The following is a 21868-nucleotide window of genomic DNA, read 5'->3' as shown; positions in this document are numbered from 1 at the left end:
GTCTATGGAAATAAACTTAGGGTGGGCAAAAACTTTTCTTTCAGAAAAGGTTTTTCTATTGTTCTTGATGGTCCAAAAGCTAATATTTCTATAGGAGATTATTGTTTTTTCAATAATTTTTGTACAATTGCTGCCAGGTCAAAAATAACAATAGGAGATTATTCTATTTTTGGAGAAAATATAAAAATCTATGATCATAACCATAAATATAAGAAAAATGAGATTCCAATAAAGGATCAAGGTTACACAGAAGCCCCTATTACCATTGGTAAGCATTGTTGGATAGCATCCAATGTTATAATACTAAAAGGTATTACAATTGGTGATAATTGCGTTATAGGAGCTGGTTGTATAGTGCATGAAGATGTTCCCGACAATTCTGTTTTAATTTGTAAACAACAACAGATTTTAAAAAATAATTAACTAACCGAAATAAATTATATAATATCGAGATTAGTTGAATTTTAATTAATCGACTTTGTATTTTATAATTTGTTCTATATTTATTAGAAAAAAATATACATTTGTAATATAATTACTCATTTTTTATGAAAAAAGCTATAATCACTGGGATTACTGGGCAAGATGGAGCTTATCTGTCTCAACTACTATTAGAAAAAGGATATGAAGTCTACGGGACCTACAGAAGGTCAAGTTCCATGAATTTTTGGAGAATCGAAGAACTAGGAATTCAAGATAACCCTGATTTACATTTATTAGAATACGATTTAAATGATCAGACAAGTAATATAAGGTTAATAGATAAAGTACAGCCGGACGAGATTTATAACTTGGCAGCCCAAAGTTTTGTAGGAGTATCGTTTGATCAACCATTGTCTACGGCACAGACTACCGGTGTTGGAGCACTACACTTATTAGAAGCCATAAGGATTATTAATCCTAAAATAAAGTTTTATCAGGCCAGTACATCCGAGATGTTTGGAAAAGTTCAACAAATCCCTCAAACTGAAAATACTCCGTTTTATCCAAGAAGTCCTTATGGAGTTGCAAAATTATTTGCTCACTGGGCTACGATTAACTACAGAGAAAGTTATGATATATTTGGTGTTAGCGGTATTTTATTTAACCATGAATCTCCATTAAGAGGAAGGGAGTTTGTAACTAGAAAAATTACTGATACCATTGCGAAGATTGCTTTGAAAAAACAAAGTGTTTTAGAATTAGGAAATCTAGATGCTCAAAGAGATTGGGGATATGCAAAAGAATATGTTGAAGGAATGTATGAAATGCTTCAGTACAAAGAACCTGAAACATTTGTTTTAGCAACAAACAAAACGTTTACTGTAAGATCTTTTGTAGAGCTTTCCTTTAAACAAATTAATATTGATATCATTTGGAAAGGTGAAGGAATTGAGGAAAAGGGATATAACAGAGCCACCAATGAATTATTAGTTGTAGTCAATCCTGCTTATTTTAGACCTGCGGAGGTAGAATTGTTGGTAGGTGATGCGAAAAAAGCCAACGAGTTGCTTAATTGGATTCCACAGACGACTTTAAATGAGCTTTGTGCTCTTATGATTGAGGCTGATTTGAAAAGAAATAAAAATGGATTTTCATTCTGATAAAGTATTAATTACAGGTATAAATGGCTTTACAGGTAATTATCTTTCACGATATTTTTCATCTTTAGGCTATGATGTATATGGAATTTCTAACAGACAAAATAATCCTGAAAAAAAAATTTATACTTGCGACCTGCTAGAAAAAGATAAATTAGAACAAATTATTATAGATGTGCGGCCAAATATTATCATTCATTTGGCTGCAATATCATTCGTAGGGCACAGTAATATTGAAGATTTTTACAATGTAAATGTTGTTGGAACTCAAAATCTATTGGAGGCACTCAAAGGTCATGGTAAAAAAATTCAGAAGGTGATTTTGGCAAGTAGTGCAACGGTTTATGGGAATCAAGAAAATTATGAGTCCCTTTCTGAGTCAATGTGTCCAAATCCAAACAATCATTATGGAATTAGCAAGCTTTCGATGGAACAGATTGCTAAAACCTATTTTGATAGTTTACCTATAATAATAACCAGACCTTTTAACTATACTGCTCCTGGACAAAATATTAATTTTGTAATTCCGAAAATAACAACGGCATTCAGAGAAAGACAAAACACACTCGAATTAGGTAATATTAATGTATTTCGAGAGTATAATTCTATTGATTTTATAACAGAATGCTATTATAAATTAGCAATAGGTCATCATCGTTCCGAAATTGTAAATTTATGCTCCGGCAAGATTTATTCACTACAACAAGTAATTAGCGCCTGCTCGGATATAACAAAACATAAAATAGAAATATTGGTAAATAAAGATTTCGTAAGAAAAAATGAAATCTTCAAACTATCTGGAGATCCTACAAAACTAAATTCATTAATCGATATTCGAGTAAAGGATTTTGATTTGAGAAATACTCTTATTCAATTTATTAATTAAAATAATTTCATGTTTTAAACGTAAATGATTTTAAAAGTATATATGTTGTATTCAACAAATATGTATCTTTATAGATTAAGAAAAGCATGACTTTATAATAATTCTAAATATAAATTTTATTATGGCAATATATGTAAGTTCTTATGATGTTGATTATTTGGCTCTTGCTAGTGCCTTAACAAATACTTTAGATAAAAGAGTAGTTGTGGATATTGATTTGAACAATCATGTGGTAACAGCATCTGATGATGGAACTATTATGATTTTTGAGCATGGCGAATTGTCAAATGGAAAATTCCGGTAGTAATATCAGAATTCTGTCTGGTAGAAAACAAATATTCAAAAATATTGTCTTAACAGACTTATCCTACAATAAGGAAGTATTTACTGAATGGTTTGGTGTAAAAGCTGAATGGAGAAGAAAAGATAGTTGAAAACGGAGTCCGTATTCTAAGTAATAAGCAGAATTGATATTTACAGGTAGTATGTTTATAATTACTTTTGCATCCTCATCAAAAATAGGTAAACAATCAGTTTAAGTGGCTCTTTTATCTTGGCAAAATATTCACCTTCCCTATGCTCCGGATTATTCGGTTACCATTCAATAATGTAGTAATCTTACTTTTGAATTGACCGGAGGTAGTACTTTAGCCAGTGTCAACAGTTCAACAACTAGTGCAGAAGGATTTCACATAAATTGTAAAACGTCCTAATAAATTATAAAATAACTAAATTAACCAGTAGTGAATTATCAAATTACTTTCCAACAATTACGCAGTGACACTATCGAAAATTTTAATGATTAATAATAAGTATTTTGCGTCATTGTGTGGCAAATTTAGCATAATGTATTTACTTAAATTCCTGATATTAATTTAATTTGTTTTATTTTATTTTATTTAGTTTTACTATTAAATAAAAGATTATAATTTTTTTTAAAAGCTAAATTAACACCAATGATGAATTTTTTTTTTATCACAAATTTTAAGTCAAGAATGGATGGCTGTAGTAAAACTTTATCAAATGCTGTTTTTGTAAGGTTCTATCAAGAAATAAATTTATTTTTTGTGGTCATATGTTTTTGAAATTATTTTGTTTACTAAGTATTTAAGTGTGAAATTTAAGTTATGTCTGAGACCACAAAAAAATATAAGATAGTCCACTTTGTAGAAGCATTTGGAGGCGGAGTGTATACCTATGTCAAAGATCTCTGTAATTTTTTGGCTTTAGCAGAGACACCATTACCTTTAGAAATTCATCTCCTGTATAGCCCTAATAGAGTTGAATTTGATCAACAATTATTTAATCAAGAAATTCACTCATCTGTTATTCTTCACAAATTAGATATGCAGAGAGAAATAAACTTGTGGAATGATTTTAATATTATAAAGCTAACTAGGAGAAAACTTAAAGAAATCAAACCAGATGTATTACATCTTCATTCGTCGAAATCTGGTGTTTTAGCGCGTATGGCTTCATTGGGATTAATAAATAAGAATAAGATATTTTATTCTCCTCATGGCTATGCATTCATTCAAAAGAATATTTCTAAAAGCAAGACTTGTTTGTTCAAAATCATTGAATACTCAATGCCTTTCTTATTAGGTGGAATAACTATAGCTTCTGGCAATACAGAATATGAAATAGCAAAAAAGCTTTCGAAATCAATACTAATTAGAAATGGAGTAGATTTTGAGCTTCCTCAAAAAATAATTAATAATATTGATAAAGAACGATTAACAATTGGAACTATCGGTAGACTAACTCCACAAAAGAACCCGAAATTTTTTAATGAAATAGCAAAGAGAATTCCCGATGTAGATTTTATTTGGATTGGTAATGGGGAATTAGAACATGAAATTGATTCTGATAATATTACTGTTACTGGTTGGATAAAGACTAGAGAGGATCTTTTGAAAAAATTAAATGAAATTGATGCTTACCTACAAGTTTCTCTCTGGGAGGGTTTACCAATTGCCTTAATAGAAGCGATGGTAATGCGGAAACCTCTAATAGTAAGTAATATTATTGGTAATAAAGACTGCGTTGAAAATGGTTATAATGGTTATGTATTTGATTCAGTAGAAGAAGCGATAGAAAAAATTAATATTTTTCGGGATAAATGTCAGATATTTGAATTTGGAAATAATTCTTTTGAGAAAGCCTCAAGAGAATATAATAAAGAAAAGAATTTTGGAGAACTATTAAAGATTTATTTATTATGAAATTATTTATTTTGATTTAAACTATCATAAAAAACTGTTTTTAACAGTTAATACAATATTTACAAATAATGAATTATTTTATATTTGGAGGGTCGGGTTTTATTGGGACTCATCTGATTAATTTTTTAAATGTCAAACAACCAGAATCAAAAATATATAATCTTGATATAAAAGAAAATGACCATAATGATAAATCTATCTTCATAGCTTGCGATGTAAGACAAAAGATTAATATAAATGTTTCAGTTGAACAAGATGATATTATATTTAACCTTGCCGCTGTCCATACAACGCCTGGCCATCCGGATCATGAATATTTTGAGACCAATATAAAAGGTGCAGAGAATGTGACTGCATTTGCAGAGAAGCATAATATTAAAAAACTGCTTTTCACTTCTTCTATTGCGCCTTATGGAGCATCGGAAGAAATGAAGACAGAAACTACGCTCCCAATGCCAAACACACCATACGGGATTTCTAAATTGGTAGCCGAAAAAATTCATATGATTTGGCAGGCAAAACAAGAAACAGATAGACAATTGACGATTGTAAGACCTGGGGTTGTTTTTGGAAAAAGAGAGAATGGAAATTTTACCAGGTTATATTGGGGAATAAAAAAACATAGATTCTTTTACCCAGGTAGAAAAGATACAATAAAGGCAAGCATATATGTGAAGGAGCTGGTGAATTTCATGCTCTATAGGATAGAAATGGATAAAATCGATGTCGAAATTTATAATTGTACTTATGAGCCAGCATTCACCATAGAAGAGATATCTAACGCTATAATGAAAGCTACTGGTATGAAAAGAACCATTTATAAAATCCCTGGTGGAATCTTGAAATTTACAGCCGGAGTTATTGGTGCATTAGGAGGTAAATCTTTTGGAATACACCCTGATAGAGTTAAAAAACTGATGATATCTACCAATATAAGTGGGGAAAAACTAAAAGATAGCGGTTATAAATTTAAATATAGCTTTGATGAAGCCTTGCAAGACTGGTATAAAGACAATGATAATTTATATTTGAAATAAATTTAAGGGATAATGTGGATTCTACTGAAATATATCTCTTATTATAAAAACTCTTTTCAAGAAAGATTACAGCATTAAGAAAGATTTGTTTTAATATTTTCTTTTGATAGATTAGTTAATAATAGTTAAAATTTATACTTTTGTATATTTAAGACTAATGATATGAAAACACAACGTGTCGGGATTACTTTTTCCTCTTTTGACCTGTTACATGCAGGTCATATAAAAATGCTTGAAGAAGCTAAAACAGTTTGTGACTACCTGATAGTTGGTTTGCAACTAGATCCTACTTTGGATCGTCCGAATAAAAATAAGCCTTCCCAATCTATTGTCGAACGTTATATCCAGTTAAAGGCGTGCAAAGATGTAGATGAGATCATCCCTTATAATACAGAAGAAGATCTTATGGATATTTTACAGTCTTTTGTTATAGATGTACGTATCATTGGGAGCGATTACAAGGACAAGAATTTTACAGGAAAGGACTATTGCGAAGAAAAGGGAATAGAGATATTCTACAACAAGAGAGATCATAGATTTTCTAGTTCAGCGCTGAAAAAAGCAGTTTTTGAACAAGAACTTAAAAAGATTGATTCTGCACTCTAGAAAAACGACTTATATGAAAGTAAAAAACACACCTCTTAAGGATTGCTATATCATTGAACCAACAATTTTTGAGGATGATAGAGGTTATTTTTTTGAAAAATTTAATGAAAGGATATTTAAAGAAACAACAGGTTTAAATGGTCATTTTGTACAAGACAATGTTTCAAAATCAGTTTATGGCGTGGTCAGGGGATTACACTTACAAAAAGGAGAATATGCACAAGCCAAGCTCGTGTCTTGTCTGGAAGGCAGGGTCTACGATGTTGCAATAGACTTGAGAGAAGATTCCCCGACTTTCGGGCAGTGGTTCGGAGTGGAATTAACGCCTGAAAATAAATTGCAATTATATATACCAAGAGGTTTTGGACACGGTTTTTCTGTTTTAAGTGAGACTGCTGTATTTGCGTATAAGTGTGATAATTTTTACAACAAGAACTCCGAAGGTGGCGTTTTATGGAATGATGAGAAACTCAAAATTGATTGGCAACTTCCTTTAGAGGATGTTATATTGTCTGATAAGGATGCTGTTCTTTCCACGTTTGACGACCATAATTTTTAAAATTTGTTTAATTTTTTATCTTCTTTGTAAAATATTCCCCATTTATAAAATATTGTTATATTTGAATTATACATTGTTGAATTGGGCAAGTATTTTAATCCAATAAAGAATATTAAAATATATAAGACTGTATTTTAGATTATGCCTCTTTTTTTTCTGAGAAAATTAACTCGATTTCTAGTACTAGGAGATTATATTATTATTAATCTTTTCTTTCTGCTGGGTATTAATTTTTTTATAACACAGCCGGAAAGTATCCAAATAGGTACAGATTATAAAACACAGTTGTTGATTCTTAATTTTTCGTGGTATATTATCTCGAAATTAGTCAAGCTTTACAAAGATTCTTATTATAGAGACTCGGCAAAACATTTTAGTACTTTGTCAAAAGCTCTTGTCATCTTTATTATATTCTTTCTTCTTTACATCACCCTGATTTATTCAGAATATGTAAGTATTTGGTTTTCTTTAAATTACCTAGTATTGGTGATTTCATCTATGGTATTGTCCAGGATTATCATTTTTTTGATCAGAAAGCGGTATAGAATTAGGATCAATAGAAGAATTAATACTGTAAACACAATTCTGATAGGCAAGAACAATCTTTCTGAAACTATCCTGTCTAATGAAGATATTAGGTCTACAATGGGAGTCAGAGGTTTTTATACTTTGGAAAATACTGTCAAGAAGGGAAAAAATCTAGGAGATGTCAACACCCTTTTCGAAGATCTGGAAACAGGCAAAATAGATAACATTATCCTTTGTGATGATTCTATAGATCCAGAGCTCTTTGATAATATAGTTCAGATATCAGAGCATAAGATGATAAGGGTTTACATGGTTCCTGATTTTAAATATATCAATATAGGACCCCACTCATTTAGTATGATAAATGGTGTACCTTTCCTCAAATTGATGCCAGAGCCATTGTCTACTCAAGAGAATCAATTATTAAAAAGAACTTTCGATGTGATTTTTTCTTTCCTGGTCTTTATTTTTATATTGGTATGGCTTATACCTTTGATCGCTGTTATTATTAAATTAGAAAGCAAAGGGCCGGTGTTTTTCCTGCAAAAAAGATCTGGAATTAAAAATGAACCATTCAGTTGTATAAAGTTCAGAAGTATGGCTGTCAATTCAATAGCCGATCATCAAAGTGCAAAAAAAGGTGATAGTAGAATTACAAAATTCGGAGCATTTATGAGAAAAACGAGTATTGATGAATTGCCACAGTTTATCAATGTTCTTTTAGGACAAATGTCTGTTGTTGGCCCCAGACCTCATATGCTTTCTCAAACAGAGCAATATTCTAAGATCACTAGGAAATATATGCTTAGGCATATGATAAAACCAGGAATTACTGGTTGGGCACAAGTAATGGGCTCGAGAGGAGAGATTTTTTCGGATGCCGATATGGAGAAAAGAGTAAGCAAGGATATTTGGTATATCCAGAATTGGTCTTTTTTCCTGGATCTGAAGATTATTTTCCTTACGTTCTACAATATTGTGAAAGGAGACGAGCAAGCGTACTAAAGAAACAATTTGTTTTTAAACAATCTAAATAGAAAGAACCAATTTTGGTTCTTTTTTTTATTGCTAAATTTGCAGTCTCAAAATTTTATGAATGCGCACTAAATCAACTGGTAAGAAAAAAATAAATATTGTAACCCTTGGATGTTCCAAAAATGTCTATGACTCAGAAGTTTTGATGGGGCAGCTGGAAGCTAATGGGAAGAAAGTGGTGCACGAGGAAAAAGGTGATGTTGTGGTGATCAATACTTGTGGATTTATTGATAATGCAAAAGAGGAAAGCATCAATACGATTCTAGAGTATGTAGATCTTAAGAACCAGGGAATTGTTGAGAAAGTTTTTGTGACAGGCTGTCTTTCTGAAAGATATAAACCAGATCTGATGAAAGAAATTCCAGATGTTGACCAATATTTTGGAACAAGAGACCTTCCTGTTTTATTGAAACACCTTGGCGCAGATTATAAGCACGAACTGGTTGGAGAAAGATTGACAACAACACCCAAACATTATGCTTATCTTAAAATTTCTGAAGGTTGTGACAGGCCTTGCTCTTTCTGTGCAATTCCATTGATGAGAGGAAATCACATTTCTACTCCGATAGAAAAATTAGTTATAGAAACACAGAAATTAGCTAAAAAAGGGGTAAAAGAGTTGATTCTTATCGCACAAGATCTAACATTTTATGGACTTGATATCTATAAGAAAAGAGCACTTGGGGAATTGCTGCAAGAATTAATAAAAGTGGAGGGGATAGAATGGATCAGGCTTCATTATGCTTTTCCGACAGGTTTTCCTGAGGATGTACTTGATATTATCAGAACTGAACCAAAGATCTGTAACTATATCGATATTCCTTTACAGCATATCAATACGGAATTGCTGAAAGCAATGAAACGGGGAACAACATTCGAAAAAACAAATGCACTTCTTGACAAATTCCGTGAAAAAGTTCCGGATATGGCTATCAGAACAACGCTGATTGTCGGGTTCCCTGGTGAAACGGAAGAGAGGTTCGAAGAACTAAAACAATGGGTTAGAGACCAAAGATTTGACCGCTTGGGCTGTTTTACTTATTCACATGAAGAGAACACGACTGCCTACGTTTTGGAAGATAATATCCCGGATGATGTGAAGCAGAAGAGGGTAGAGGAGATCATGGAGATCCAGCAGCAGATCTCTTGGGAGAAAAATCAGGAAAAAATAGGAAAGACCTTCAAATGTATCTTTGACAGAAAAGAAGGCGATTATTTCGTAGGAAGAACTGAGTACGATTCTCCGGATGTCGATAATACAGTCCTGGTCCCTGCAAAAGATATTTACATCTCTATCGGAGAGTTTGCAGACGTGAAGATCACCTCTGCAGAAGACTATGATCTGATAGGAGAGCTAGTGTAACACAATTTTAAAAATAATTAAGCCTTCAAAAACTTGAAGGCTTTTTTTGTTCTGTTAAAATTTTATTCAATTTTATTTAAAGTGTTGATATTTAATGATTTAATTTATTATTGACGCTTTATATGATGGTTTTATATAAAGTATTGTGAATTTTACATTAATATAAGTTATTTACGATTTAAAACTTGATTATCGTGGTTTTATTTTGTATTATTTTAGCTAAAAAGCTTTTTAAATTGTTTTATAATTAAAAATATTTTTATTCTTAAATAATTTGTCTTAACTTAAATAATTGATTACTAATTAGTTATTTGTTTTTGTCTTTTTTAGTTAGTTTTATTTAATTAACAATACTTGGATTAAATTAACGTTTTTTAACAAATCTTGCAATCTGCTTACAGTAGGTAGTTGTAGAAGATTACTATTTCAGTTTTCTTCCGATAGCGTCTCTAATCTGATAAAAGTGAGGTTCAAAAACCCATTCCCAGTATCTTTGCGAAGTCAAAACCAATAAATATTCAAAATGATAAAAAGAATCTTTCTTGTAGTCATAATGATGATTTCAACACTTGGTATTTATTCTTTCAAGAGTTATGCCACAGATGCCAAAACAAGTTTTGCATCGTACTACCACGATAAGTTTAATGGTAGAAGAACAGCGAGCGGGGAAATTTTCAGTAACAAAGAGTTAACCGCTGCCAACAAAACCCTTCCTTTTGGAACAGAAGTAAAGATTACTAATTTGATTTCAGGGAAAAGTGTTGTAGTGAAGGTAAACGACAGAGGTCCTTATCATTCTTCAAGAGCCTTTGATCTATCTAAAGCTGCATTCAGTTCAATCGCAGATACAAGAAAAGGTACAATCGCAATTGAATACGAAATTATCGACTAAGTTCAACTTATTTTAAAGTTAAAGCCAATCAGATTTTTGATTGGCTTTTTTTGTTTATTCTATCAGTGTTATTACTCTGTGATCAATGTTTTCTCCAGAGAGGACATTTTGCTTAACAATTCTTTTTTCAATAAGAAGAATTTTCTTCCAATGTAAAAATGATAACTATTGACCGCAAAAAATAATTGCTGAAGATTGGTATTCAGATATTCATTTTGATTGAAGTATAGCAAATCGTTATTGATGTAATGTTCCAGATCTTTCCTGTTCTGCTCATTGATTTCTTCTTTCAGCAAAGGATTGTCTATGATCTCTTGTAATTCTTGTTTTAGTTTTGTTTCCAGTGGTTTTAGCTTTGCGAAGTTTTTAGTAATTCGTTCAAATGGTGTTGTTACACTTACAAACCCCAAAGCTTTGCTTAATTCAGCAAATAAGCCGAATTTTTCTTCATAGTTCTTATCATGTTCATAAAAATCAGAAAACGATTGCCTTAATTCGAATTCCACACTTTTACTTTTTGCCAAATTCAGGAAATAATGATAAATATTGATATCGTTTTGAGTGATTTCGTCCTGTAGACTTTTTATTTGTTCATCTAGTTTCGGAATTAGATTTTTAGCTTCTTTTGCCTTGAATTTTCTGCCATCATAATCAAAAGTTTTGACATCGAAAGTTTTATCCGCAATAGAAGAGATCGTATTTCTGTCATTTTCCAAAGCAATTAAAGTATAGACCGATTCTACTTTGTCCTTAGAAAATAATTCATCAAAATTGGAAGTTTCCGGTGATGGAACGGCGGAGCTCAAATCAAACTGATTCGGATTTTTGTTGTCATAATAATTGTTGAAGATTTTATCAAAAGTGTCTTTGTTGTAATTTTTCTCAAATTCATCTTGAAACGTATCGAGGTCTAATTCGGATTTTGGATTTTCATATTGTACATTGGAAAATATTTTTGTAGTCAGTTCTTCTTCTGTGGCATCAATATTTTTAAACAAAGTTCTCGCCGAGCTGTTATCAGGATCTTTGATGATGTTTAGCTGTCGCAGTTTAGCAACCCTGTCTTCGGTAGAAGGATGGGAAGCCCATTGGTTTTCTATGACCAACTTCGATTTATTGAAGAGGCCGGCTTCTGAGATTTTCACAACCGGAAGATTATATTTCAGTTCTAATTCGCTTTCTTTTGCGAAATAATTCATCACAAAGTTTTGCTCTTTGTAGATATTTTTGCTGGTTTTACTTTCCTGGATTTTACTATTATAAAAATCGATCACAGAACTGTAGGAATTACCTGCAAGGTCCAGTCTAAGAAGCGATTCTTCCAAGGCGATCGAACCTGCAATGTTGGCAGCGACTTCATCTGCATGGAACTCCATCTCTCTGGAAAGTGCCATATGACGGATGTTGACAAAAGAATACATCTTTCTGAGGATCCATTGGATACCTTGTGTTATTTTTACGGCCAACTCAGCGAAAAAAGCAAAATAACCACTTGCGTTTGCCCAGCCCTGGACAGTATTTCTATAGGCTTCATCTTCATTCACCAGGTTGAAAATGATTTGATTGACGTTATAGACATAACTTCCAACTTTCATAGAACGTTGCGAAAAATGACCGAATTCGTGAGCCAGAATAGCTTTCAGTTCTTGTTTGGTACAAGCATTGACAAGTCCGATCCCGATAATCAGATTTTTCTTGATAGGCAAAAACATACTCCAAAAGCTGGAATCATAGAAAACGCTGGCATTGACATCATAGGCCAAATAGACTTTTTTGGGAAAATCTGTTCCTGCTTCTTTCACGATCCCGTCTATCATCTCAAATAGTTGAGGTTCATCATTTCTAGTGATTTCAGTAAGGTCACTTCTATCCGTAATGTGTTTTTTGAATAGAAATTTTATCAAGAAATATGAAATAAGGATTCCTAAACTGGCGAGTCCAATACCTATCATCACCGTGAAAAACATAGGTTTTACGCTAATGATCCAAAGTCCAGCTGCGATACAACCAATGGTCAAAGCGATTGCGGAAAGGAATAGTAGAATATAAACAATGATGAATAATATAATGGCAATAATCGCAGAAGTGCTTTTTTGCTTGAAATCTGATGAAACTTGTACAAACATAAATTGAATGGTAATTAATTTTAAGATAAAAATAAAAAATTAAACAGTATTTTAGAATGTATTCAATTAATTATTTAAGAAAATTTCATAAAAAAACCGTTCAGAAAAAATCTGAACGGTTTGTATTTATAATTTGCCTCGGTCGCTGACCGTTACATCATTCCTGGCATTCCGCCGCCCATTGGCATTGCAGGTTCGTCTTTTTTCACTTCAGTGATAACACATTCCGTTGTCAAAAGCATTCCTGAAACAGAAGCTGCATTTTCCAAAGCAACTCTTGTTACTTTGGTCGGGTCGATGATCCCGGCTTCCAGCATATTCACATATTCGTCAGTTTTTGCGTTGTAACCAAAATCACCTTGTCCCTCAGCAACTTTGGCAACAATTACAGAGCCTTCTCCACCAGCATTAGCTACGATTTGTCTCAATGGCTCTTCGATAGCTCTTTTTACAATTTTGATACCGGTTGTTTCATCAGCATTGTAACCTTCAAAGTTAAGGGCGGAAACCGCTCTTACAAGCGCAACACCACCTCCGGCAACGATACCTTCTTCAACAGCAGCTCTTGTAGCGTGAAGTGCGTCATCTACTCTGTCTTTTTTCTCCTTCATTTCTACTTCAGAAGCAGCACCTACGTAAAGTACAGCAACTCCACCAGCTAATTTAGCCAGTCTTTCTTGAAGTTTTTCTTTGTCATAGTCAGAAGTAGTCGTTTCCATCTGAGCTTTGATCTGAGAAACTCTACCTTTGATTTGAGCTTCCTCACCGCCACCGTTCACAATTGTTGTATTGTCTTTGTCGATAACCACTTTTTCAGCAGTTCCCAACATCTCGATAGTTACATTTTCCATTGTGAAACCTCTTTCTTCGGAGATCACTGTTCCACCTGTTAAAATTGCGATATCTTCCAACATTGCTTTTCTTCTGTCACCAAATCCTGGCGCTTTCACAGCAGCAATTTTAAGGGAACCTCTCAATTTATTCACTACCAAAGTTGCCAAAGCTTCACCTTCAACTTCTTCAGAGATGATCAATAATGATTTTCCTCCTTGTGCAACCGGCTCAAGAACTGGCAACAATTCTTTCATAGAAGAGATTTTTTTCTCGACCAAAAGAATGTAAGGATTATCCAATTCAGCAACCATCTTTTCAGGATTGGTAACGAAATAAGGTGATTGGAAACCTCTGTCGAATTGCATACCTTCTACAACATCTACAGTTGTATCGATACCTTTTGCTTCTTCTACAGTGATAACACCTTCTTTACCAACTTTTCCGAAAGCTTCCGCGATCAATGAACCGATAGTCTCGTCATTATTAGCAGAAACAGAAGCAACTTGCTTGATCTTTTCAGTAGAATCTCCAACAGCTTGAGACTGGGATTTCAGATTTTCAACAACTGCAGTTACTGCTTTGTCGATTCCTCTTTTCAAATCCATTGGATTCGCACCGGCTGCTACGTTCTTAAGACCTTCTCTCACGATAGCCTGAGCAAGAACAGTTGCTGTTGTAGTACCGTCACCTGCGATGTCATTGGTTTTAGAAGCAACTTCTTTTACCATTTGAGCTCCCATATTTTCAACTCTGTCCTCCAGTTCGATTTCTTTTGCAACAGAAACACCATCTTTAGTTACGTGAGGTGCACCGAAAGATTTCTCGATAACCACGTTTCTACCTTTTGGTCCTAAAGTTACTTTTACTGCATTAGCCAATGCGTCAACACCTCTTTTAAGAGCGTCTCTTGATTCGATATCGAATTTTATTTCTTTTGCCATAATTCTTATTGTATTAATGTACAATGTAATATGTACAATGATTTTTTTTAATTTCTATTTAATAAAAAGCCGTTAATACTTTTTACATTTTACTTTTTTACAAATTATATTACCCGATAATACCTAAAAGGTCTCCCTCTTTTACAATTAAATAATCTTTGCCTTCAAATTTTAATTCGGTTCCGGAATATTTTCCATAAAGAACTTTGTCACCCACTTTTACAGTTGTAGGTTCATCTTTTTTTCCAGGACCAACTGCTACGACAGTTCCTTCTTGTGGTTTTTCCTTTGCGGTGTCCGGGATGATAAGTCCTGATGCTGTTTTAGTTTCAGCTGGAGTTGGTTCTACCAAAACTCTGTCTGATAATGGTTTAAAATTTACTGACATAATAAGTATATAATTTTAATGTTATTCTGCTTCCTACATCTCCAACAATGTGCCAATGCCGATGGAAAGCGGAAGATGGAAGGTGGAAGTTAAATTTTGGCAGAATTTATTTATGGATGTGAAATTTTGGCAGAAAAAAATTACAAATTGGGTTAACTTTATATTGGTAAGTTATTTATTCCATTATCATTTTCCTTCCGCTTGCATTGATTTCCTGCTTAAGAATTTTTCGGGAATCGATATCAATGTAATAAGTGCTTTCGGCTTTTCTATCCTGAATATCATCAGTCGATTTCACAACCCAGACTTTTTGACCATTATATTCAGATTTTTCAACTTTTTCTATATAAGCTTTGATGACACCTTTTTTCGCTGTTGGATTATAGTCGAAAATTGATATTTCAGTTGAATAATTTTCTGTCAAAGGTAGAAATCGAATCAAAGCGGGATAACTGTTGCTGTCAAAATAAGACGAAGTTGTAGCTTCATCAATCATATCTTTTTTCTGAGTTTTCTTATCAAGATAATATCCTGCCACTTTGTTTTTGGTAAATCTCAACGACATATCTCTCATAGAATTGAATGATGAATGGTAAACAGGCAGGAAATTTGAAATTTTGACAATTGTGGAATCAACCCAAGCCTCGGGAGCTTGTTTCATTTTGACAGTTGTTCTTATAAGGAGGTCTTTCTTGTTCAATTTCTTGAACTCGGTGGTTACTTTGCCAATTTCAATTTTTGAGCCCGCATTTTCCATTGACCAACTTACTTCCGATGATTCATCTTGGATGTACTTTGAATCGAGTTTAACGTTATTTGGCGACAAAATGTCTTGTGCCGAAAAAAATTGGGCACTACCGATTATTAAAAGGATAAGAAGTGTTCTCATTTTTTTTAATAATAAGTAGTGCCAAATATGATATAGTTACAGCATTCTAAATCTGCTGGATCAATGAAGTGCACTAAAAACTCCGTAGGAGGGAAATGTTTGTAGAATTAATACGTTTTGTAAGCGGAGCTCCGTAGGAGCGACATCTTTAATCCTTAATTATTATCAAACCAGAGATTTTCACCTTTCAGAATCAAAGGCGTCTCGAAATTATTGGTGAATAATCCGCCGGTTCCCAATCCTTGCGGCATAGGATTTTGCTTGAGGTAAGTATATTGAGCAATCGAATTCAGACCGATATTGCTTTCAAGAGCGGAAGTTATCCACCAACCGATATTGTTTTTTTCTGCCAAATTTATCCATTCATCCGAACCGGAAAAACCGCCGATCAAACTTGGTTTTAAAATGATATATTGGGGATTGATCTCTTTGAGAAGTTCTTTTTTGGATTCGATATTCAAAACACCGATTAATTCTTCGTCCAGGGCAATCGGAGTTGGTGTGTTTTTGCAAAGTTCTGCCATTGCTTGCCAATTTCCTGCTTGTATTGGTTGCTCTATGGAATGGATTTCCAAGTTTGCCAATTCTTGCAAAACGATTTTAGCTTGCTCCGGAGAAAAAGCGCCGTTTGCATCCACTCGAAGTTCTATTTTATCTTTTGGGTATTTCTTTCTCAAAGATCTTAAAATTTCTTTTTCAGAATCCCAATCAGTTCCGATTTTTAGTTTGATGCAGGTGAAATTGTTGTTTAGTTTATCCTCGATTTGAGATTGCATATAGTCTGCATCTCCCATCCATATCAATCCATTGATTTTGATTGAGTCTTTTCCATCTGTAAAATCACTTGGAAAATAAAGGTCTCCCTGATGTTCAAGATTAAGCAATGCCTGTTCAATGCCAAAAATGATGGATGGGTGATTGATGAGTTCTTCCTGCAATTCTTCTAATTTCAGATTGATATTACGGCACGCCCATTCCAAAGCATCTTCATAGTCATCATCGTCATCGAAGCTCAAACCTCGGAAAAGTGAACATTCGCCGATTCCTTTTTTGTCATCTTCAGAGATTTCAATGAAATATGTTTCTTTGGTGTTGAGAACGCCGCGCGATGTTCCGCTTGGTCGTTTGAAATTCAAAATGTATTGATGGAATTTTGCAGTCTTCATTCTACAAAAATAAGAAAAGACCGAAGAAATCGGTCTTTAGTATTATCTAAATAATTTTTGATCTTAGTTTTTATCCACAGCTTTTGCCATGAATTCTTCTGCCTTGGTCACCATTGCGGCACTTCCGCAGAAAAACGGAACACGCTGATGCAGTTCTGTTGGCTCAATTTCCATGATCCTTTTGAATCCGTCGCTGCATTTTCCGCCTGCTTGCTCTGTCAAAAATGCCATTGGATTAGCTTCATATAACAACCTTAATTTCCCTTTCGGAGATTGTGAAGTTGATGGGTAAATATATATTCCGCCTTTCAGCATATTTCTATGAAAATCAGAGACCAAAGAACCAATATATCGTGAAGTGTAAGGTCTGTCACCTTCTTCTTCCTGACAATATTTGATGTAATCTTTCACACCCTGTGGGAACTTCGCATAATTTCCCTCGTTAATAGAATAGATTTTTCCCGAAGTTGGGAATTTGATGTCCTTATGAGAAAGGTAATAAGTTCCAATAGATGGGTCTAACGTGAATCCGTTCACACCATTTCCGGTCGTATAAACGATCATTGTGGAAGAACCGTAAACCACATAGCCGGCAGCTACCTGATTTACGCCTTTTTGTAAAAAATCTCTAAGTTCAACAGGACTTCCCGGGTCAGAAACTCTTCTATAGATAGAGAAAATGGTTCCCACAGAAACATTTACGTCTATATTGGAAGAACCATCCAGGGGATCGATCAAAACCACATATTTGCTGAGGTGCGCATTTTCTGTGCATTTGACCTCTATGAAATCATCACTTTCTTCGGACGCAATTCCACAAACGACTTCTCTTTGTGATAAAGCTGCGATGAAGATATCATTGGCTAAAACATCCAGTTTTTGCTGTTCCTCACCTTGGATATTTTCCGTACCCACTTTTCCAATAATGTCGGCGATTCCGGCTTTGTTGACTTCTCGATTTACAATTTTTGTGGCAATCCTTATAGAGCTGATAAGACGGGAAAGTTCTCCGGTAGAATACTTGAAATCATCCTGTTTTTCAATAATGAATTCCCCTAAGGTCTGCAAAGCCTGATGTGACATATTTGGTTGATTTGATTTTCTACAAAACTAAATTTTTTTTCAATCAAATGAAACAAAATTTATCAATTTTTGATGATACTTATCATAAATTTATTAATATGGTTTCATTATCTCATTTGGAAACATTAGAAAAAATTTTGCTGATTTTTATATTCCGTTCATAATTAATATTTTTGAAAGTTAATAATCAATTAACGAGTCCTTAATTTCTAATAAAAAAGTTTAACTGTAAAAAATCTAATGAAAATTTACAAATTTGGTGGTGCATCTGTAAAAGATGCTGAAGGTGTGAAAAATGTGGCCTTGGTTCTGGAAACTCAAGGGTTTGAAAAATGTCTATTGGTAGTTTCTGCAATGGGAAAAACTACAAATGCTTTGGAAAAAGTGGTAGAATATTATTTCAAAAAACAGGACTATCAGAGCGAAATCGAACTGATAAAGAAAAATCACATCGAGATTGCCAAGGGATTATTTTCAGAAGGTCATGCTGTATTTGGAGAGATATCATTATTTTTTGATGATATCGATTCTTTTTTGAGAAGGAACAAATCACCTAATTATAATTTTGTTTATGACCAGGTTGTAAGTTGCGGCGAGATGATCTCTTCCAAGATTTTGAGCGAGTATCTTAATGATATTCAGTTTTTTAATCATTGGTTGGATGCCAGAGATTATATCAAGACCGATAGCAATTATAGAGAAGGAATTGTGAACTGGCAGGAGACTGAACAGAATATTTCCAAATTGGATAAGATCAATTGTTATGTAACGCAAGGTTTTATCGGTTCAGAAAGTAATAATTTCACTGTGACATTAGGACGTGAAGGTTCTGATTACACCGCTGCAATTTTTGCTTATTGCCTGAACGCCGATGAAATGACCATCTGGAAAGATGTTCCCGGAGTAATGACAGGCGATCCGAGAAAATTCGATAATGTAGAATTGCTATCTTTCATTTCGTATGAAGAAGCGATTGAGATGGCTTATTACGGGGCATCTGTTATCCACCCGAAAACACTGCAGCCACTTAAACAGAAGAATATTCCATTCTTTGTAAAATCGTTTGTTGAGCCAAAAGAGCCCGGAACCAAAGTGGGCAATTCCACAGAAAATGAATTGGTGGAAAGCTATATCCTAAAAGAAAATCAAACATTGCTGAATGTTGAAACTCGAGATTTCTCGTTCATAGCAGAGGATCACATCAGCCTGATCTTTACACTTTTGGCGAAATATAAGATCAAAGTTTCCTTGATGCAGAATTCTGCGATTTCATTAGCTTTGTGCTTAGAAGATAAATTCGGTACGGCAAATGATTTTAATGAGGAGTTACAGCAGAATTTCATCACACAAATGACAAAAAATGTATCTTTATTCACCGTCAGAAATGCGGAGTTGGATAAGCTAGATCAGTTTTACAAAGACAAAAAAGTATTACTGGAACAGATATCCAAGAAAACCTTCCAGATGGTAACCATGTAAAAACACTATGAGCTTAATATCCAAAGAAGACTTGATAAAAGCCGCCGGACTTGATAAGATTGGTTTTCTCAAGAGACCGGTTGCTTCGGCCATCATGGGTCTCACAAAAATAAATGAGGTCAATGATCTATATAATAAACTGATTCATACAAAAGGTGTAGAATTTTTTGATGAATTTATAAGAGAACAGGAACTTAGTTACATCGTTTTCGAGGAAGATCTTGCAAAAGTACCAAAAACAGGTCCGTTTATCATTGTGTCCAATCACCCGCTTGGAGCATTGGATGGGATTTTGATGTGCAAGATCCTGTTACGGATCCGTCCAGATTTCAAAGTGATGGGGAATTTTCTTCTTTCGAAGATAAAGCCGATGGAACCTTTTGTGATTTCTGTCAATCCTTTCGAAGGCAGAAAAGATGCATACAATAGCTCTTCGGGTATGAGAGAAACTTTCAAACATCTTTCTGAAGGAGGATGTATTGGGATCTTTCCTGCTGGCGAGGTATCCAATAAAAACAATGAATATGGTGAAGTTCTTGACAGACCTTGGGGGAAAACTGCTCTTAAAATTATCAAGAAGGCAAAAGTTCCCGTTGTCCCAATGTATTTCCATGCAACGAACAGCAAGGTCTTTTATAATATTTCCAAGCTTCATCCCGATCTGCAAACACTCATGTTGCCAACGGAAATGATGCGGAAAAGAGACAAGCCGATCAGGATCCGAATTGGAAAGCCCATTTCTGTAAAACAGATGGAAGAGGAAGAAACTCTGGAAGAATTAGGAGAATATCTCTACAATAAGGTCTATATGCTGAAGTCTTACTATGAGAAAAGGAAAAGTATTACGGAGAAGTTGAAGCTTCCCAATATGTCGCTTAAACTTCCGCTTCAAAAGCAAAATAATATTGTACAGAATATTATTGATGAAACGCCTGTTGAAGATATCGTTAAAGAGATCCAGATACTCAAAGAGACGGAAAATAAAAAACTTTTTTCGCACGGAGATTACGATGTGTTTTTTACGACTTCTGCAGAGATTCCGTCTATAATGAGGGAAATCGGAAGGCAAAGAGAATTGACTTTTCGAGCGATAGGAGAGGGGACGAATCTGCCTTTTGATCTGGATGAGTATGATAATCATTATCATCACCTTTTTCTTTGGGACAATGCCGGGAAAAAATTGGTAGGCGCATACAGGATGGCCTTGGGTTCCGAAGTAATGAAGAAATTTGGGATCGATGGATTTTACACCAGTTCACTTTTCGAATATGATCCGGAGCTACAACCGTTTTTCAGAAAAGTGATAGAAATGGGAAGAGCCTATATCTCAATCGAATATCAGCAAAAACCGTTTCCGTTGTTCTTACTTTGGCGAGGAATTGTCCATGTTTGCCTAAGAAATCCGGAACACAAATTCTTGATGGGGGGTGTGAGCATCAGTAATAAATTCTCAGAATTTTCAAAATCTTTGATGATAGAGTTCATGCGTTCCCATTATTATGATTCTGCTGTTGCGCAATATATCCATCCGAAAAATGAATTTAAAGTTGTCATGAAAGAGCGTGACAAAGCTTTGTTTTTCGAAGATATGGATGCAGACCTTAACAAACTGGACAAAATCATAGACGACCTGGAGCCGGAGCTTAGGTTGCCGGTTCTGATCAAGAAATATATCAAGCAGAATGCAAAAATGATAGCTTTCAATGTGGATCCTAACTTCAACGATGCGATTGATGGATTGATGTATATCAGGATCAGTGATCTCCCGGAAGATACAATTAAGCCTGTTTTAGAAGAGTTAAGTGATTTTTTTAAAGCTCAAACTGAAAAAAAATCTTCTGATAATCAATGATTTTTATACAAAGAGCAGAAGTATTTCCAATATAATTTGCGTGGTAAGGATAAAGAGTATATTTTTGCACCACTCAAAACAACAAGAGTGCTGGTTTCTTAGCTCAGTTGGTAGAGCAACGGACTGAAAATCCGTGTGTCCCTGGTTCGATTCCTGGAGAAACCACTTAAAACCACCTAGATAAGGTGGTTTTTTTATAAAAATATTAAAATTAGTATTGATCTAATTTGGATTATAAGAGTAAAGCGTGTATTTTTGCACCACTCAAAACAACAGGAGTACTGGTTTCTTAGCTCAGTTGGTAGAGCAACGGACTGAAAATCCGTGTGTCCCTGGTTCGATTCCTGGAGAAACCACTTAAAATCACCTAATTAGGTGATTTTTTTTGTTTATACGGTA

At 34.1% G+C, this 21868-nt stretch carries 19 protein-coding genes and 2 tRNA genes; 15 read left to right on the top strand and 6 right to left on the bottom strand.

Features of this window, described 5'->3' with window-relative positions; all coding sequences use genetic code 11:
* The first annotated feature begins 21 nt into the window (after positions 1 to 21).
* The 11 genes from K319_RS0119385 (at position 22) to K319_RS0119330 (ending at position 10711) form a co-directional block, all read left to right on the top strand.
* Positions 22 to 423, top strand: a complete 402-nt coding sequence (locus K319_RS0119385; protein ID WP_213083447.1) for an acyltransferase — start codon at positions 22 to 24, stop codon at positions 421 to 423.
* 125 nt (positions 424 to 548) lie between these two features.
* Positions 549 to 1583, top strand: coding sequence for a GDP-mannose 4,6-dehydratase (gmd, locus tag K319_RS0119380; RefSeq protein WP_027385121.1), 1035 nt, complete (start codon positions 549 to 551; stop codon positions 1581 to 1583).
* Positions 1567 to 2466 (top strand): GDP-mannose 4,6-dehydratase, encoded by a 900-nt coding sequence (locus tag K319_RS0119375; RefSeq protein ID WP_027385120.1) that lies wholly within the window; start codon positions 1567 to 1569, stop codon positions 2464 to 2466. The genes gmd and K319_RS0119375 overlap by 17 nt, the downstream gene beginning before the upstream one ends.
* A 121-nt stretch (positions 2467 to 2587) precedes the next feature.
* Complete coding sequence (locus tag K319_RS0119370) at positions 2588 to 2770, top strand: hypothetical protein (protein ID WP_027385119.1); 183 nt, start codon at positions 2588 to 2590, stop codon at positions 2768 to 2770.
* 823 nt (positions 2771 to 3593) lie between these two features.
* Entirely contained in the window at positions 3594 to 4691 is a 1098-nt protein-coding gene (locus tag K319_RS0119360; protein WP_027385118.1) for a glycosyltransferase, read from the top strand.
* A 68-nt stretch (positions 4692 to 4759) separates the two neighbouring features.
* Positions 4760 to 5728: an NAD-dependent epimerase/dehydratase family protein gene (locus K319_RS0119355; protein WP_027385117.1), complete on the top strand. Its 969-nt coding sequence runs from the start codon at positions 4760 to 4762 to the stop codon at positions 5726 to 5728.
* 162 nt (positions 5729 to 5890) lie between these two features.
* The gene (locus tag K319_RS0119350) at positions 5891 to 6334 is read left to right on the top strand and encodes an adenylyltransferase/cytidyltransferase family protein (RefSeq protein ID WP_027385116.1); all 444 of its coding nucleotides are present in this window, start codon (positions 5891 to 5893) and stop codon (positions 6332 to 6334) included.
* A 13-nt stretch (positions 6335 to 6347) separates the two neighbouring features.
* Positions 6348 to 6893 carry a dTDP-4-dehydrorhamnose 3,5-epimerase gene (gene rfbC, locus K319_RS0119345; protein ID WP_027385115.1) on the top strand — a complete coding sequence of 182 codons (546 nt, stop codon included), beginning with the start codon at positions 6348 to 6350 and terminating at the stop codon, positions 6891 to 6893.
* A 141-nt stretch (positions 6894 to 7034) separates the two neighbouring features.
* Complete coding sequence (locus K319_RS0119340) at positions 7035 to 8426, top strand: exopolysaccharide biosynthesis polyprenyl glycosylphosphotransferase (RefSeq protein ID WP_051230804.1); 1392 nt, start codon at positions 7035 to 7037, stop codon at positions 8424 to 8426.
* A 91-nt stretch (positions 8427 to 8517) separates the two neighbouring features.
* On the top strand, positions 8518 to 9819 hold the full coding sequence (gene rimO, locus K319_RS0119335) for a 30S ribosomal protein S12 methylthiotransferase RimO (protein ID WP_027385113.1): 1302 nt from the start codon (positions 8518 to 8520) through the stop codon (positions 9817 to 9819).
* A gap of 523 nt (positions 9820 to 10342) precedes the next feature.
* Positions 10343 to 10711 carry a septal ring lytic transglycosylase RlpA family protein gene (locus K319_RS0119330; protein ID WP_027385112.1) on the top strand — a complete coding sequence of 123 codons (369 nt, stop codon included), beginning with the start codon at positions 10343 to 10345 and terminating at the stop codon, positions 10709 to 10711.
* Positions 10712 to 10782: 71 nt separating this feature from the next.
* Here K319_RS0119330 and K319_RS20810 read toward each other — a convergent pair whose 3' ends face one another.
* From K319_RS20810 to fbp, 6 genes are all read right to left on the bottom strand, one after another.
* A complete protein-coding gene (locus tag K319_RS20810) occupies positions 10783 to 12837 on the bottom strand; it encodes a M48 family metallopeptidase (protein ID WP_034672193.1) in 2055 nt (684 codons plus the stop codon).
* Between the two features lie 152 nt (positions 12838 to 12989).
* The gene (gene groL / locus K319_RS0119320; protein WP_027385111.1) at positions 12990 to 14612 is read right to left on the bottom strand and encodes a chaperonin GroEL; all 1623 of its coding nucleotides are present in this window, start codon (positions 14610 to 14612) and stop codon (positions 12990 to 12992) included.
* A 109-nt stretch (positions 14613 to 14721) separates the two neighbouring features.
* Complete coding sequence (locus tag K319_RS0119315; protein WP_027385110.1) at positions 14722 to 15000, bottom strand: co-chaperone GroES; 279 nt, start codon at positions 14998 to 15000, stop codon at positions 14722 to 14724.
* Between the two features lie 175 nt (positions 15001 to 15175).
* Positions 15176 to 15889: a DUF3108 domain-containing protein gene (locus tag K319_RS0119310; protein ID WP_027385109.1), complete on the bottom strand. Its 714-nt coding sequence runs from the start codon at positions 15887 to 15889 to the stop codon at positions 15176 to 15178.
* A 155-nt stretch (positions 15890 to 16044) separates the two neighbouring features.
* On the bottom strand, positions 16045 to 17055 hold the full coding sequence (locus K319_RS0119305) for an o-succinylbenzoate synthase (protein WP_027385108.1): 1011 nt from the start codon (positions 17053 to 17055) through the stop codon (positions 16045 to 16047).
* 63 nt (positions 17056 to 17118) lie between these two features.
* The gene (gene fbp, locus K319_RS0119300; protein ID WP_027385107.1) at positions 17119 to 18138 is read right to left on the bottom strand and encodes a class 1 fructose-bisphosphatase; all 1020 of its coding nucleotides are present in this window, start codon (positions 18136 to 18138) and stop codon (positions 17119 to 17121) included.
* A 240-nt stretch (positions 18139 to 18378) separates the two neighbouring features.
* Here fbp and K319_RS0119290 point away from each other — a divergent pair, with 240 nt between their 5' ends.
* The 4 genes from K319_RS0119290 (at position 18379) to K319_RS0119275 (ending at position 21825) form a co-directional block, all read left to right on the top strand.
* Positions 18379 to 19617, top strand: coding sequence for an aspartate kinase (locus tag K319_RS0119290; protein ID WP_027385106.1), 1239 nt, complete (start codon positions 18379 to 18381; stop codon positions 19615 to 19617).
* A gap of 7 nt (positions 19618 to 19624) precedes the next feature.
* Positions 19625 to 21469 (top strand): lysophospholipid acyltransferase family protein, encoded by a 1845-nt coding sequence (locus K319_RS0119285; protein ID WP_027385105.1) that lies wholly within the window; start codon positions 19625 to 19627, stop codon positions 21467 to 21469.
* A gap of 92 nt (positions 21470 to 21561) precedes the next feature.
* Positions 21562 to 21634: transfer RNA gene (locus K319_RS0119280), tRNA-Phe, on the top strand.
* 118 nt (positions 21635 to 21752) lie between these two features.
* Positions 21753 to 21825 (top strand) — tRNA-Phe (locus tag K319_RS0119275).
* Positions 21826 to 21868: the final 43 nt, after the last annotated feature.

The organism is Epilithonimonas caeni DSM 17710 (genome assembly GCF_000426465.1).
GTDB lineage: Bacteria > Bacteroidota > Bacteroidia > Flavobacteriales > Weeksellaceae > Epilithonimonas > Epilithonimonas caeni.
The sequence above is the reverse complement of the archived record's forward strand: the minus strand, read 5'-3'. Positions and strand labels throughout refer to the sequence as shown.